This window comes from Kribbella sp. NPDC049584 (assembly GCF_040675555.1).
GTDB lineage: Bacteria > Actinomycetota > Actinomycetes > Propionibacteriales > Kribbellaceae > Kribbella.
Window position 1 is genome coordinate 203,719 of the sequence record NZ_JBFAPF010000012.1, and the last position, 15,219, is coordinate 218,937.

At 67.9% G+C, this 15,219-nt stretch carries 13 protein-coding genes; 5 read left to right on the forward strand and 8 right to left on the reverse strand.

Annotation, left to right across the window (positions count from 1 at the left end; translation table 11 throughout):
• The first annotated feature begins 86 nt into the window (after positions 1 to 86).
• Positions 87 to 1,739: a hypothetical protein gene (locus AB0J62_RS33660; protein ID WP_363879937.1), complete on the forward strand. Its 1,653-nt coding sequence runs from the start codon at positions 87 to 89 to the stop codon at positions 1,737 to 1,739.
• A gap of 33 nt (positions 1,740 to 1,772) precedes the next feature.
• On the opposite strand, the gene AB0J62_RS33665 is transcribed toward AB0J62_RS33660, so the two are convergent.
• From AB0J62_RS33665 to AB0J62_RS33700, 8 genes are all read right to left on the reverse strand, one after another.
• Entirely contained in the window at positions 1,773 to 2,840 is a 1,068-nt protein-coding gene (locus AB0J62_RS33665) for a hypothetical protein (RefSeq protein ID WP_363879940.1), read from the reverse strand.
• 92 nt (positions 2,841 to 2,932) lie between these two features.
• Positions 2,933 to 4,372 carry a diguanylate cyclase gene (locus tag AB0J62_RS33670; RefSeq protein WP_363879943.1) on the reverse strand — a complete coding sequence of 480 codons (1,440 nt, stop codon included), beginning with the start codon at positions 4,370 to 4,372 and terminating at the stop codon, positions 2,933 to 2,935.
• A 91-nt stretch (positions 4,373 to 4,463) separates the two neighbouring features.
• Positions 4,464 to 5,210 carry a sugar phosphate isomerase/epimerase gene (locus AB0J62_RS33675; protein ID WP_363879946.1) on the reverse strand — a complete coding sequence of 249 codons (747 nt, stop codon included), beginning with the start codon at positions 5,208 to 5,210 and terminating at the stop codon, positions 4,464 to 4,466.
• Between the two features lie 19 nt (positions 5,211 to 5,229).
• Positions 5,230 to 6,045 (reverse strand): sugar phosphate isomerase/epimerase, encoded by an 816-nt coding sequence (locus AB0J62_RS33680; RefSeq protein ID WP_363879949.1) that lies wholly within the window; start codon positions 6,043 to 6,045, stop codon positions 5,230 to 5,232.
• Positions 6,042 to 7,193 carry a dihydrodipicolinate synthase family protein gene (locus AB0J62_RS33685; RefSeq protein ID WP_363879952.1) on the reverse strand — a complete coding sequence of 384 codons (1,152 nt, stop codon included), beginning with the start codon at positions 7,191 to 7,193 and terminating at the stop codon, positions 6,042 to 6,044. Before AB0J62_RS33685 ends, AB0J62_RS33680 begins: the two co-directional genes overlap by 4 nt.
• A 350-nt stretch (positions 7,194 to 7,543) precedes the next feature.
• Positions 7,544 to 8,704 carry a Gfo/Idh/MocA family oxidoreductase gene (locus tag AB0J62_RS33690; RefSeq protein WP_363879955.1) on the reverse strand — a complete coding sequence of 387 codons (1,161 nt, stop codon included), beginning with the start codon at positions 8,702 to 8,704 and terminating at the stop codon, positions 7,544 to 7,546.
• A gap of 11 nt (positions 8,705 to 8,715) precedes the next feature.
• Complete coding sequence (locus tag AB0J62_RS33695) at positions 8,716 to 9,444, reverse strand: cupin (protein WP_363879958.1); 729 nt, start codon at positions 9,442 to 9,444, stop codon at positions 8,716 to 8,718.
• A gap of 264 nt (positions 9,445 to 9,708) precedes the next feature.
• Complete coding sequence (locus tag AB0J62_RS33700; RefSeq protein WP_363879961.1) at positions 9,709 to 11,118, reverse strand: FGGY family carbohydrate kinase; 1,410 nt, start codon at positions 11,116 to 11,118, stop codon at positions 9,709 to 9,711.
• A 114-nt stretch (positions 11,119 to 11,232) separates the two neighbouring features.
• On the opposite strand from AB0J62_RS33700, the gene AB0J62_RS33705 reads away from it, so the two are divergent.
• Genes AB0J62_RS33705 through AB0J62_RS33720 form a run of 4 tightly spaced genes read left to right on the forward strand, consistent with a single transcriptional unit; the run spans position 11,233 to position 15,211 of the window.
• Positions 11,233 to 12,126, forward strand: coding sequence for a nucleoside hydrolase (locus tag AB0J62_RS33705; protein WP_363879965.1), 894 nt, complete (start codon positions 11,233 to 11,235; stop codon positions 12,124 to 12,126).
• A complete protein-coding gene (locus tag AB0J62_RS33710) occupies positions 12,123 to 13,418 on the forward strand; it encodes an extracellular solute-binding protein (RefSeq protein WP_363879968.1) in 1,296 nt (431 codons plus the stop codon). Before AB0J62_RS33705 ends, AB0J62_RS33710 begins: the two co-directional genes overlap by 4 nt.
• Before the next feature lie 3 nt (positions 13,419 to 13,421).
• Positions 13,422 to 14,324, forward strand: coding sequence for a sugar ABC transporter permease (locus AB0J62_RS33715; RefSeq protein ID WP_363879971.1), 903 nt, complete (start codon positions 13,422 to 13,424; stop codon positions 14,322 to 14,324).
• Complete coding sequence (locus tag AB0J62_RS33720; RefSeq protein WP_363879974.1) at positions 14,321 to 15,211, forward strand: carbohydrate ABC transporter permease; 891 nt, start codon at positions 14,321 to 14,323, stop codon at positions 15,209 to 15,211. The genes AB0J62_RS33715 and AB0J62_RS33720 overlap by 4 nt, the downstream gene beginning before the upstream one ends.
• The last annotated feature ends 8 nt before the right edge of the window (positions 15,212 to 15,219 follow it).

The following is a 15,219-nucleotide window of genomic DNA, read 5'->3' on the forward strand; positions in this document are numbered from 1 at the left end:
TCAAAAGTGGCAAACGGGGAGCAGATAGCGGTCTGATCCGGGAGGATGAGCCAGCCCTTGTTCTGGACTGGTGAGGATGCGCGGAGATGGCTGGTGAGTTGCGGGTTACCGAGGTGGACGGGGTTCCCGTCTACTGGGTGCCGGGTGAGCGGCGGATGCGGGCCGGCCTGTGGTTTCGCGGTGGCTTTGCGGACGAGACGCTGCCCACGCACGGCTGGCGGCACCTGCTCGAGCACCTCGCGCTGCACGACCGCGACACGATCCGCGCGCCGATCAACGGGCGCGTCACCATGCTGCATACGACCTTCGACGCCGAAGGTGAACCCGAGGACATCGTCACCTTCCTGCAGGACCTCTGTCGCTGGTTGGGCGCGCCCGGCTTCGGCGAACTGGAGCACGAGCGGCGAGTCCTGCGTGCCGAGAGCGCCCGGCGGCAGCCGGGGCCTGTCGAGCTGCACATGTTGTGGCGGTACGGCGCCCAGGGGCCCGGCCTCGTCGCATATGACGAGTACGGGCTGCAGACCGCCGAACCGGATCGTCTGCGAGCGCTGGCAGCGGAGGCCTTCACCCGCGGGAACGCCGTACTCGCGCTGACCGGTCCGCCACCGGCGGGTCTGCGGCTTCCCCTGCCCGACGGTTCGTGGTTGCCCGCCGGGGTCGCTGTGCCGTGCGATCAGCCGCTGCCGCTCGGCTTCGCCGGTTCTCCGGGGTCCGTGGTGGTGTCGGGCGTGCTTCAGCGATCGACGACCGGTCCGACGTTGGGGCGTGCCTTGCGGCGTGGACTGGAAGACGGGTTCCGGCACGGCGCCGGAGTCGGGTACAGCGGATGGCACTCGTACGAACTGGTGGACGCCGAGAACGCGATGCTCACCGCCGGCATCGACATCCTGCCCGAGGCGCGACCGACGGTGGTCGCCCAGACCTTGGACGTACTTCGCGCGCTGCGGCAGCGCGGTCCGGATCCGACCGAGTTGCGCGACGACCTCGATCAGGAAATCCGGCGGATCAAGACCGAGCCGGCCGAACACTGGATGCCGCACCTCGCGGCACGTGAGGTGCTACTGGGACGTCCGGTACTGGACCGCGACGAAATGATCGCCGAGGCCGAGGCGATCACGGTCGGCGATGTCCGCCAGGCTGCGGACGCGCTCTGGGACAACGTGCTGCTGTCGGTCGATCCCGACGCGACGACCGATTCCCGGCTGAACTGGATCAGTCGGCCGCCGCGCTCCAGGTCGACGCCCACCGGCCGACGCTTCAGACCGGCCGGCTGGCCGGTCGTGAAGGGTGAGCTGACCGTTGGCCGCAGCAGCGCCCATATCGAGACGGGATCCGCTGAGGCCTCGGCGTCGTACGACGACCTGGCGGTGGTGGTCGCATATCCGGACGGTGGTCGGCAGCTGATCCGGCGCGACGGCTATCAGCTGCAAATCGAGCCGGCCTACTGGCGGAACGGTCAGCAGGCGGTGGCTGCCGTCGACGATGCCGTCTCCCCGGCGTTGAAGGTCCCGATGCCGCCCCGCGATCCGGAGAACATTCCGCGCAGCCCGGTGACGCGACGCCACCTGGCGACGTACCTGCTGAAGAAGCCTGCATTCTGGGTCGCCCTGATCTGCGTCGCCGTCGTTGTCATCGGCCTGGCCAGCGGCATCCCGGGTCAGCAGATCGCCCAGCCGGGCGCCGTCGCCGTGCTCGTCGTCGGCGTCATCGTCGCCCTCTACAACCTCCGCCGGACCTGACGCAGGCCGGTTCGTTCAGCAGGGTGCGCATCGTCAGGAAGATGGGCTCCTGAGTTCGGGGAAGGTTTGACGGAGTTCCTGGAGCATCGCCAGATCGTTGCCGGTGGCACCAATCGCCAGCTGGAGTGAGCCGACGGCCGAGGCGAGTGGATCGTCGAGGCCGGCCGTTCTGATCACCAGCATCGCCTGCGCAGGGCCGCTTAGTGCGGGATCCCAGTCGCCGGTGGTGGCGACGGCGTACGGGCCGTTACCGAACGCTCCGGGCGGTGGCTGGAACGCGTCGTGGAACGCCAATCCCCGGTCCATCCCGTCAAGCGTGGCCGCAATCCAGCCGATCTCATCCAAGCCGGCCGCGTGACAGGAACGCCTCGCCGCCCACCGCGCCACGGCGTACTGCGTGTCCTCGCCGGCGCGCTCGAGTGCGTCGAACAGCGGACGATCGAGCCGCGCCAAGTCGTGCCAGATCTCGCGAACACCGGGCAAACTGCCGCCCCACTCTGGGATGACCGTGACCTGCCTGTTCAGCTCCGCAATGCGCTCGAGTTCTTCTGCGGCTCGCGCCTTCTGCTCTGCGGTCGGTGGCGGCGGCGCGGTCCGCACGCTCTCATGCGAGTACGCCGCCTCCCGGCTCGTCACCTTCACGACCCGGTCCGGGGCGGCCGGGGCCGGCCAGAACTGGAGGGCGTACCGGTCCACGGATGGCTCGCCTTCCTGCTGGCCATCTCGGTGAGCCGCATCCATACCCCAGCCGCAGTACCGAACGCGGTAGTCGATCTCCGGCTCGAGATCCAACTCCCATACGCCCGGCCCGCCACCCCACGCCATCAAGGCAGGCTTGCCAAGCGGCCGGTACGACGCCTCGACGATCTCCTCCCATTCGTCATCGATCGCCGGCTCTCCGTCGTACAACTCGACCGCAAACGCGACCTCCCCGTCGTGCAGGCCGGTTATCAGAAACAACGTCCCCGCCACCGCTGCCCCACACAACCCGTTCCGCTGCCCAGCGAAACACTCCTCCATCGACGAGTAGTTCTCGCTGCTCTCCACGTAGATCTGCGCATAGGACACTCGCGCGGGCCCGCGCATCAAGGTGCGCTGCATAGGTCAGTTCCCCCAGGTTGTGAGCCCCATTTCAACCACAGCCGCGTGCTCGCCTCAAGCCACTGCGACCTGCAACTTGGTGCAATCTGTGGTTACAGGCGGCGGTTCTTCGCTGTGTACATCGCCTGGTCGGCCTCGTGGAGGAGGGTGTCGAGGTCGGTGGTGAGGGGCGTGATGGGGACGGTGCCGACGCTGGTGGTGACCTCGACCGCGATGTTGGGGAGGGGCCGGCTGACGGCCGACTCCAGGCGCGCGATCAGTGCGGTCAGGTCGTCCCCGGCGATGTCCTCAGCCAGTACGGCGAACTCGTCGCCGCCGAGCCGGGCGACCGTGTCGCCATGGCGGACGGCGGTAGACAGCCGGTTCGCGATCTCGCGCAACGCGCGGTCGCCGGCTTCGTGACCGTACCCGTCGTTCACGAGTTTGAAGTGGTTCAGGTCGCAGAAAAGCAGTGCCCCCGGGCGTCCCGTCGTACGCGTCCTCTCCAGCACCTTCGTGAACCGATGCTGCAGCAGCCGCCGGTTCGGCAGGCCGGTGAGCGGATCGTGCGCCGCATGGTGGCGAAGCTCCCGTTCAGCGTCCTTGCGTGCCGTCACGTCGTCGATCTGGATCAGCAGGATCCGTGGCCGCTCGACGCCCTGTTCGACGATCGCCGCCGTACCGCCGAGCCAGATCGCGTTCCCGCTCGGCTGCGTGAACACCCGCTCGAACCGGTACGTACCGTTGCCAGCAGCAACATCTTCCAGATCGGACCGGGTCGACCCCGGCTCCTCGTCACGCAGGAACTGAGCCAGCCGGGCCCCGAGCAGATCGCTGGCGACGTACCCCGTGATCCGGCAGAACGCGTCGTTCACCCGCAGGATCCGGCCGCGCTCGGGCCCGTCGAATCCGATCGTCGCCATGCCGTTCCCGGCGCCCTCGAAGACCAGCCGGAACGTCGCCTCGCTCGCCTCCAGCCGCGTCTTCTCGGCGAGCAGCTGATCCGTCAGCCGCGCCTTGTCGATCGCCAGCCCGGCCTGCGTCGCGAAGATCTCCAGCAGCTCCCGGTGGATCGGCCCGGGCCGCCGATGGTCCTCGGGCAGGTCGACGGACAGCATCCCGACCAGCTCGCCGTCGGAGGAGTACAGCGGCGCGAACAGCGCGTCGAGCGGATGCCACGCGCCCGGATCGTCGGAGACGGGTACGTCGGGCACCCAGCCGACGACCTCGCCCTCGGGCAGCCGCTCGTGCGGGACGAACCGGAGCTTGCCCCAAGCGTCCGCGATCGCGAATTCGGTGTCGAAGATGTCGGGCGCGCTGACCCGCCCGAGCAGCGCCTCGCGCGCCTCGGGTGAACCTGCGACCGCGATCACCTCGAACTTCCCGTCCGCGTGCCGCAGGTTCAGTACGGCGATCCCGAAGCCGAGCCCGTTCACGACCCCGTCGACGACGGCCTGCAGCGTTTCGGCAAGGCTGCGCCCAGCGCCCATCCGGGCGCTCACTTCGTACAGTCGACGGACGGCACTCAGCCGCACCGTTGGATCGTTCTGCACCCGTTGAGAATAGGCCGATCTCACCACACGTGAGCAGACGTAAACGGAATTGATCCGGTTAAGCGTTGGTTCTCACAATCCTGAGAACTTCTCAGTACCGGATCTCGGTGAGGCCGCGGTAGCTGCGCTCGGCCGACTTCCAGGCGTCGGTGGGCTTGTCGTGCTCGACCAACCACTGTTCGACGCCGCCCGCCCGGGCGTGCTCGAACATCGCACCGAAGTCGAGCTTCCCGGCGCCGACGTCCTCCCACGAGCCGTCCTCGGCCATGTCCTTGACGTGCAGCGCGGGGAACCGGCCGGGGTGCTCCTGGAACAGCTTCGCCGGGTCGTGGCCGCCGTCCACCGCCCAGTACAGGTCCAGCTCGAAGCCGAGCAGCTCCGGGTCCACGCCCAGCAGGATGTCGTACAGCACCTGCCCGTCGACCTCGTCGAAGTCGCGCCCGTGGTTGTGGAACAGCAGCTTCAGCCCGGCGTCGCGCGCCGCTTTCCCGGCCTCGGTGAAGGCGGCCGCCGCGGCCTTGAAGCCCTCGACCGAGTGCTGCTCGGACGGGATCGACGGTACGACGGCCCACTGCGCGCCGAGCGTCTTCACATCGGCGAGCGCGCCGGCCCAGTCGTCGGCCATCCGCTTGTACCCGACGTGCTCGAGCACGATCTTCAGCCCGGCGTCGTCGGCGTACGACCGGATCTCCTCGGCGCTGTGGTCGAACCGGCCGCTCACACCGACCGTCCGATAGCCGATCCCGGCCAGGCGCTTCAGCGTGCCCGGGTAGTCCTCAGCCAGGACGTCCCGCATCGTGTAGAGGTGCATCCCGATCCCGTCGGCGGGAATAGTCATACAGACAGCTCCTCGTTCGCTAGATGACGTGTTCCTTGTATCGCGCCAGTGCCAGGTCGAAGACCTCCTGGCCGGGCGCGTCCCACAGTTGCTGGTTGAAGATCTCGACCTCGATCGGCCCGTCGTACCCCGCGGCGTCGCACGCCTCGCGCAGCCGGCGCAGCTCGATCGAACCGTCGCCCATCATGCCGCGCCCGAGCAGCGTGTCCTCGGGCAGCGGGACGACCCAGTCGCTGACCTGGTACGACAGGATCCGCTCACCGGCCCGCTCGATCTGCCGGTACACGTCCGCGTCCCACCACAGGTGATACGCGTCCACGACCACGCCGACCTGCGAGGCCGGGAACTGCTCGGCCAGATTGAGCGCGCCGCCGAGCGACGACACCACGCAGCGGTCCGAGCAGAACATCGGGTGCAGCGCCTCGACCGCGAGCTTCACGCCACGTTCCTCGGCGTACGGCGCAAGCTCGGCGAGCCCGTCGCGCACCATGCCGCGCGCACCATCGAGATCACGTGAACCCGCGGGCAACCCGCCGCTGACGAGGATGAGGACCGACGTACCGATGGTCGCTGCCTCGTCGATCGCGCGCCGGCTGTCCTCGATCTTCGCCTTGCGCTCGGCCGGGTCCGTGGACGTGAAGAACCCGCTCCGGCACAGTGACGAGACCTTCAGGCCGGCGTCGGCGACGAGTTTCGCTGCCTGGTCGACGCCGTACTCCTGGATGGGCTCGCGCCACAGGCCGATCCACTCCAGGCCCGCGGTGGCACTCGCCGCGACGACGTCCTCCAGCGGCCAGTACTTCGTCGTCGCCTGGTTGAGGCTGTACCTGTTCATGCGTCGACACCGCTCACGCGCAGCAGCTGACGGAACCGGTCGACGGCGAGCTCGGGGTCCGTGAGTACGCCGGCCTGGTCGGCCAACCGGAACGTGTCGGCGAGATGCGGTAGCGACCGTCCCGTCTGCAGGCCGCCGACCATCGTGAAGCCGGGCTGGTGTCCATTCAGCCAAGCGAGGAAGGCGATTCCGGTCTTGTAGTAGTACGTCGGCGCGGAGAAGATCTGCCGTGCGAGCGGGACGGTTGGTGCGAACACCCGCTCGTACTCCGCCGGATCGCCGGCGTCGAGGGCTTTCAGGGCGGCCGCTGCGGCCGGGGCGATTGCTGCGAAGATGCCGAGGAGGGCGTCGCTGTGCCGGTTCTCGTCGCCGCGGATCAGCTCGGGATAGTTGAAGTCGTCCCCGGTGTAGAGCCGGACTCCTTCGGGGAGTCGGTTGCGTAGGGCAACTTCATACGATGCGTCGAGCAACGAGATCTTGATGCCGTCGACCTTGTTGACGTGGTCGTTGATCAGGGCAACGACCGTGTCGGCGGCGGAGTCGAACGATCCGCTGCCCCAGTAGCCGTCCAGCGCGGGATCGAACATGGGCCCTAGCCAGTGGAGGATCACAGGCTTGGTGGACTGCGTGAGAAGGCGGTCGTAGACCTTCCGGTAGTCGTCGGGGGACTCGGCAACCGCGCACAAAGCCCGGCTGGCCATCATGATCGGCTGCGCGCCGGCCGCTTCCGCCACCGCGAACTGCTCTTCGTACGCCGAGATCACGTCTTCCAGCGAATGCTTGCCAGCAGCAAGCTGATCCGTCCCGGCACCGACCGCGATTCGCCCGTCCGGCGCCTCAGCCGCCGACCGGCGGATCAGCTCCTGCGTAGCCTTCCAGTCCAGCCCCATCCCACGCTGCGCAGTATCCATCGCCTCGGCCACCGACAACCCCAACGACCACAAATACCGCCGAAACCCCAGCGTATGCTCCCAATCCACCACCGCCGGCGCCCCCGGCGAGTTGTCCCCCAGCGGGTCGGCAACAACATGAGCCGCCGCAAACGCCACCCGCGAGGTCGCCGGCGAATAGGTGCCTTCAGCAACCGGCTGCCCGACCAACCGATAGGTCTCCAGCCCACCACCAGCCAAGCCGGCCCAGCCGCTCACCCCGCTCTGCGAGCCCCCACCCGCCCCGCGCGTCGCTCCCGGCGAGCCACTGCCCGCCGCCCCGCGTGCCGCTCCCGGCGAGCCATTGCCCCCCGTCCCGCGTGCCGCTCCCGGCGACCCGCCGCTCCCCGCCGACTCGCGTGCCGCGCCTGGTGAGCCGCCGCTCGCCGCCGATCCGCGTCCCACGTCCCCGGAGCCGCCGCTCGTCGCCGACCCGCGCGCGCCCGGCGCTGAACCTGACCCGGCGCTGGAGGCATCCGGCCGCGCACCACCACCGCCTTCTGCGCCGCTGGCTGACGTGGGCCCGCCGAAGGCTCCGGCGCCGACGGGTAACTTGAGTTCCAGCTCCATTACTTGGCCTCGAGGTCGAGTTTGGGGACTTCGAGTTTGCGGCCCTCGTGCCAGGACTGGAGGCCGAGTTCTGCCAGCTGCACGCCCTTGGCGGCCTCGATGAAGTCCCAGGTGAAGGGGGCGTCGTCGACTACGTGGCGCAGGAACATCTCCCACTGGACCTTGAAGCCGTTGTCAAAGGGTTCGTTGTCCGGGACCTCGGCCCACTGCTCGCGGAACTTCTCCGTGGCCGGCAGATCCGGGTTCCACACCGGCTTAGGCGTTGCCGACCGGTGCTGCGCCCGGCACCGCCGCAGCCCCGCGACGGCCGACCCTTCCGTCCCGTCCACGTGAAACTCGACCAGCTCGTCGCGGAAGACCCGCGTCGCCCACGAGGAGTTCATCTGCGCGACGATCCCGCCCTCGAGCTCGAACACGCCGTACGCCGCATCGTCCGCGGTCGCCGTGTACTTGTCGCCCTGCTCGTCGACCCGCGTCGGAATATGCGTCGCGCCCTGGCAGTACACGGACTTGACCGGACCGAACGTCTGGTCGAGCACGTACCGCCAGTGGCAGAACATGTCGAGGATGATGCCGCCGCCCTCTTCGGACTTGTAGTTCCACGACGGCCGCTGCGCCTCCTGCCAGTCGCCCTCGAAGACCCAGTAACCGAACTCGCCGCGGACCGACAGGATCCGGCCGAAGAACCCGCCGTCGACCAGCCGCTTCAGCTTGCGCAGTCCGGGCAGTGACAGCTTGTCCATCACGACGCCGTTCTTCAGCCCGGAGTCGATCACGGTCCGGGCCAGGTCGACCGCCGCGTCCAGGCTCTCGGCGATCGGCTTCTCGCAGTAGATGGCCTTGCCGGCCTCGACGGCGGCGCGGACGCCCTTCTCGCGCAGCTGCGTGAGCTGGGAGTCGAAGTAGATCTCGACGTCCGGCTGGGCCAGCGCCTCGGCCAGGTCCGTGGTCCACCGCTCCAGCCCGTACTGCTCGGCGATCCGGCGCAGCTTGAGCTCGTTACGGCCGACCAGGATCGGTTCGGGGATGATCATCGTGCCGTCGGCGGCGGGCAGTCCGCCCTGCTCCCGGATCGCCACGATGGAACGCTCGAGGTGCTGGCGCAGGCCCATCCGGCCGGTGACGCCGTTCATCACGATGCCGATGCGTCGCTCGTTCACTGTCGTACCTCTCACGCTCGAGTGTCATAAACGTCGAGGCGGCCGCACATGCCGTGCAGGCCGGACTCAGTAGGTGCGGGAAGTTGGTGCAGCTCAGCCGACTCCAGGTGCGGGGCGGCGCCGGCCTCCAGGGCATCCAGCGCGGCACCGGTCTCGTCGGCGAGGCGGCGCGCCCCTTCCTCCCAGCGCTTCCGCCAGTCGGCGAGCTGCGGCTGCACGAGCCGGATCGCGGCCGCGTAGAAGTCGTCCAGCGCGGACGGTCCCTCCGACTCATACCGTTCACGCAGTACGGCGTACCCCTGCACGGCCAGGTCGCGCCGCGCCATCGCCGACTGCGTCCGCGCGCCGTCGGTGAGCGCGGTCGCCTGCAAGTAGGTCTCGCGGTCGACGAGGTACTCCGGGGGCAGCGTCATCACGGCGTCGCCGGCCTCAGGGAGTCCGGAGTTCGACATCAGGGCGAGGATCTGAAGACCTCCGCGGTTGACGAGCCGGTGGATCGTTCCCGGCCCGAACCAGGCCACCGCGCCGACCTGCAGTGGGGTCTCGCGGTAGCCCTTCGTGGAGAGTGTCTGTACGGCGCCGTCGCCGGCGAGCACGTAATACCCCTCGGAGCAGGCCAGGTGCACGTGCGGCGTACCGCCGACCAGACCGTCGGAGGCCTCGGTGTCGTACACCGTCAGCTTCGAGATGCCGATCCCACCCGGCAGCGGCATGGCCGGTCCGGGTTCGAACTCATACATGCGCGCCTCCCTCCTGAGCCTGGGAAAGGGCTTTCCGCAGCCTGTGCCCGTAACCATAGGTGGGCGCCAGGACCGAGTCAACCTGTCACGGAAAGCGATCTCCAACTACAACCGGTCACCGGCAGGTACGCCGCCCCTGCCGGCTGGAAACGTCGCGTAGGACCGACTGACGTAGCTCGCCGAAATGACACCAGCAACCCGGCTACGACAAGGCGACCGGACAGGGTGCCGATAGCAAGGTCTTTGCCGACGGCATCGACCGGCTCAGGCCGGCCTGACCCGGACGGACGCGACCGCTCCCGCCCATTGCGTCCGGAGCTTGGCTCGCGTGGCGGCGTCGAGACGGGGCTCGAACGTCCGGTACGAACGTCGCGCCGCCCAGCCGGTCGTGGCGCCCAAGGTCGTCCAGGCGAGCTCGGCGGCGCCCAGGGCGGAAACCTCCGGTACGTCGGCAGCCTCGACCGGCCGGTCGAGCAGATCCGCTTGGGTCTGCATCAACAGCTCCGACGCAGTCGCGCCGCCGTCGGCGCGCAGGCTCTTCACTCCGCCCGGGATGGTGTCGGTGATATCGCAGATCTGATGGGCGACCGCGTCGACGGCCGCCCGCGCGATGTGAGCGCGTGTCGTCGAGCTGTTCATCCCGGTCAACGCCGCGCGCGCCTCGCGGTCCCAGTGTGGCGCGCCCAGTCCGGCGAAGGCCGGCACTAGTACGACGCCTTCCGCCGACGGCACGGTCGCGGCGAGAGCGACGAGGCCGCCGACGTCGGGGAGGCCGAGCAGGTCGGCCGTCCACGCCAGGGCCGCGCCGGACGACACGATGTTTCCTTCGAGCGCGTACACCGGCCGATCCGTCAACCAGGCCAGCGTGCAGCCGCTTTCGGCAAAGCCGTCCACCGGCGTCATCACGGACGAACCCGTGCCGTACGTCGCCTTCACCATCCCCGGCTGCGTGCAGCCCTGGCCGTACATCGCCGCGTGCGAATCCGCGAGTACGGCGATGATCGGGAGCCCGTCCGGCAGACCCGGGACGCCGGAGGTCACGCCGAAGCCCGCGTCGGACCGCCGTACGTCGGGCAACGCCGACCGGGGTACGCCGAACGCGTCGAGCAACTCCGTCGACCAGTCCAATTCCTGAACGTCGAAAAGCAAGGTCCGCGACGCGTTCCCGGCCTCGATCAGATGCTCGCGGCAACCAGTCAGGCGATGGATCAGCCACGAGTCGACCGTGCCGACGAGGGCGTCGGACCGATCGAGGAGCCAGCGCATCTTCGGTGCCGAGAACATCGCATCCACCCGGAGGCCTGTTCGTCGACGGACCAGATCGCCAACAGCGGAAGGCAGTTGGGCGCACCAGGCGGCGGTGCGAGTGTCCTGCCAGCCGAGGACTGGGCCGACCGGCAGGCCTGACTTGCTCCACCCGACGACGGACTCGCGCTGAGTGGACAGCGCGATCCCGACGAGGTCGACCGAGGAGGTCGCGGGGGTGAGGCATGTCGCGATCGCCTTCAGCACGCTCTGCCACAGGTCGTCGGCGTCCTGCTCGACCCAGCCGGGGCGCGGAGTGGACAGAGCCACGGGGGCTGACCCGGTCCCGAGTACCTGCCCGTCGGCGTCAACCAGAACCGCCTTGGAGTTGGTCGTGCCCTGGTCGACCGCCAGCACCGCCTGGCCCATCCGCCCTCCAACTTTCAACTGAACCCTTGACGTGACTCTAGCGTCGTGGTGACACTCATGGCGACAGGCTATGCACTAGTGAATATCTATTCGCAGCAGAGACAAGGAGCGCGAGTGAAGCCGAGTAGACGCCGGGTGATCATCAACACCGATGCCAAGAACGAGGCCGACGACCAGTTCGCGATCGTGCACGGGCTGTTGTCGCCGACCTTCGACATCCGCGGATTGATCCCCGCGCACTTCGGCACCCACCGGTCGGACCGGAGCATGGAGGAGTCCCGCGAGGAGATCGACCTGCTGCTGGATCTGCTCGATCTGACCGGCAAGGTCCCGGTCGCGAACGGTGCGACGACCGGCATCCCGGACGAGCAGACCCCGCTCGATTCGCCCGGTGCGCGGCTGATCATCGAGGAATCGAAGCTGGCTTCGAAGGGCGACCCACTGTTCGTGGCGTTCCTCGGCCCGATCACCGACATGGCGTCGGCGATCCTGCTCGAGCCCGACCTGGTGAACCGCGACGTGATCGTGGTCTGGATCGGCGGTCGGGGCTACAACGGCTACGCGGCCGACCACCGGATGGAGTTCAACCTGTCGAACGACGTCCACGCCGCGAACGTCGTGTTCGGCTCGGGCATCACTGTCTGGCAGGTCCCGAGTGACGTCTACACGAAGGTTTCCGTCAGCTATGCGGAGCTCGAGGAGAAGATCGGCGACGCCGGCCCGCTCGGTCGCTACCTGATCGACCAGCTGGTCGAGTGGAACGCGACGTACCACGGCGAACCGATCGAGTCCCGCTCCCTCGGCGACTCGCCCGCGATCTCCCTGATGCTCTACCCGCACAGCGGCAACTTCCGGACCCGTCCGGCGCCGCGCTTCGGTGTCGACGGCTGGTACCTGCCGGGCACCGACAACCCCATCCAGGTCTGCGAGCAGGTGGACGTCCGCTTCCTGCTCGAGGACATGTTCGCCAAGATCCGCCGTTTTGCCCGCCAAAGGAGCAACTCATGAGCACGTCGTACACCCGCCGTGGTTTCCTCGGCCTCACGTCCGCCGCCGCACTCGGCGCCGGCCTGTCCGCCTGCACCGGCGGTGGTACGTCGACGGGCGGGGGAGCCACGCAGGCGGCGTCGAACAACCTGCGGCTGTTCACCTACGAGGACGACACGACGATCGGCCTGCTCAAGGCCCAGGTGAAGAAGTTCGACGAGCAGAACGGTACGACGACCACCGTCGACAGCCTGCCTGGTTCCGGCGCGGCGGTGTACCCGGACAAGCTGCGGACCGAGCTGCTCGGCGGCAAGGGCCCGGACGTCTGGCGGATCTGGGGCGGTCAGATCGGCAGCCCGTTCGCGAAGGCCAAGCAGGCGCTGGACCTGGGCAAGTACTACGACAAGTACGGCTGGGACTCCAAGCTCAACACCACGGCGATCAGCGGTATGACGTTCGACGGGGTGAAGTCCGGCGTCCCGTTCGTGCAGCTCGGACTAGGTGCCTGGTACAACAAGTCGCTGCTCGCCAAGGCAGGTGTCAGTGGGCCGCCGACGACGTACGCCGAGCTCGAGGCGATGAACGACAAACTGGTGGCTGTCGGTGTCACGCCGTGTGGGCTGGGTGGAAAGTACGGCTGGGACATCATGCGCCTGTTCGAGTACCTGCTCGAGCACACCGCCGGACCGGACCTGCACGACAAGCTGCTGACTGGCGCCGAGAGCTGGGACCGGCCCGAGGTGGTCGAGGCGTTCACGCTGTTCAAGAAGTGGCAGGACAAGAAGTGGCTGCCGCAAGGCGCGCTCGCTCTCGACCCGTCCGATGTCGAACCGTGGTACGTGCAGGGCAAGACGGCGTACACGATCGCCGGTCAGTGGACCGAGGCCGGCGCGATCCTGGCTGCGAAGAAGAGCCCCGCCGGGTTCGGCAACTTCGAGCTGCCGACGGACAAGTCGCCCGCGCGGCACTCGGGCTTCGTCGAGGGTTACATGATCAACGCCAAGACCGGGAACGCGGACAAGGCGGCCGCGCTGATCGACTTCATCGTGCAGCCCGCGGCGCAGAAGGCGATGAACATCACCGCCTCGACGGTGAAGGGTGCCGAGCCGGACCCGAAGTCGCTGCCGCTGTCGGCGGAGTGGTCGCAGAAGTACGGCAAGAACGGGTTCTACACGATCCAGGACCAGGCGTTCCCGAAGAAGCAGGCCGACCAGTACTTCAGCGTGCAGAGCGACCTGCTGCAAGGCAAGGTCACCCCGGACGCGGCGTCGAAGAAGATGCAGGAGATCATCTCGGCCTGGGCGAAGAGTTAGCCGATGGCAACGACAGTCGCTGTTGCCAAGCAGCCCAAACGCGGCGGCCGATGGTCCCCGTGGTTGTTCGCCCTGCCCGCGCTGCTGGTGTACGTCGGGTTCCTGGTGTACCCGGCGGTCTCGTCACTGTGGTTCAGCCTGACCAACTGGGACGGCCTGAGCGCTACGTACAAGTTCGTTGGCCTGGACAACTACTTCAAGCTCCCGCACGACCCGGTCGTGGTGACGGCGGTCCGGAACAACCTGATCTGGACCGTGGTCACGATCGCGGTGCCGACGATCATCGGCCTGCTGCTGGCGATCGCGCTGAACGGCAAGGTGCACGGGAAGCCGATCCTCCGGCTGATCTTCTACACGCCCGCGGTCCTGCCGCTCGTGTCCATCGCGAGCATCTGGGGCTGGCTCTACAACCCGCAGTACGGCGCGATCAACTCGTTCCTGCGTCTGATCGGGCTGGACGGGCTGGCACAGCCGTGGCTCGGTCAGGACTCGACCGCGTTGTGGGCCGTGATGGTGCCGGCGATCTGGCTGCGGACCGGTTTCCCGATGCTGCTCTACTTGGCCGCCCTGCAGGGGATCCCGAACGAGCTGTACGAGGCCGCGACCGTCGACGGTGCGACCAAGTGGCAACAGTTCTGGCACGTGACGATGCCGAGCCTTCGGCCCGCGCACTACATCGTGATCGCCCTGTCACTGATCGATTCGTTCAAGGTCTTCGACATGATCTACGCGATGACGTACGGCGGTCCTGGTACGTCGACGCAGGTGATGGGAACGTGGATGTACTTCAACGTCTTCCAGTACTACCAAGCCGGCTACGGCACCGCGATCGCCGTCGTCATCACGCTGGTGGCCATCGCGGTCGGCATCCCGTACGTCCGTTCGCAGACGAGGGAGGTGTCATGACGCTCACCGCGCCGGCCGCCGTGGAGCTTCCCCTCGACACGGCCGAACCGGCCAGTCCCGGGCCCAAGGGACGCCGAGGCCTGGTGATGACGCTCGTCCTGATCGTCGTCGCCCTCTTCTGGATCTCTCCGCTCGCTCTCCTAGTGATCACCGCCGTACGCCCGCTCGCGGACTTCATCGGCAACGGTCCGCTTTCGTGGCCCGACCACCTCACCTGGACGAACTTCAAGGACGCCTGGGACATCGGCAACTTCGCCACGACGTACAAGAACAGCGCGATCCTGGCCGCGATCAAGGTGCCGCTCGGCGTCCTGGTGTCGGCGATGCTCGGGTTCGCGCTGGCCAAGCTGCGGATGAAGTTCCGCCGGACGGTGATGTTCTCGGTGTTCCTGGGGCTGACGATCCCGATCTACATCACGATCGTCCCGGTCTTCATCATGATGCGCTCGCTCGGCGCCACCGACAGCATCTTCGGACTGATCGGGCCGTACCTGGCCTTCGGCATCCCGTTCGAGGTGCTGGTGCTGCAGTCGTTCTTCCGGCAGATCCCGGACGAGATCATCGAGGCCGCGAAGGTCGACGGCGCCGGCGACTGGCGGGTGTTCTTCACGATGATCCTGCCGCTGTCGGTGCCCGCACTCGTGACGGTCGCGATCCTGGACGCGGTCGCGACCTGGAACGAGTTCCTGTTCGCGCTGATCCTGCTGAACTCCGACGCGCACAAGACGATCCCGGTCGGGCTGCTGAACTTCCAGGGCCAGTTCGCGAACAACAACACCGGGCTCGCCGCGGGCATCCTGATCGCGGTGGTCCCGATCCTCATCGCCTACACCCTGCTCCAGCGCTGGATCGTCGGCGGTCTGACCGCCGGCTCTCTCAAAGGATAGGAACACAT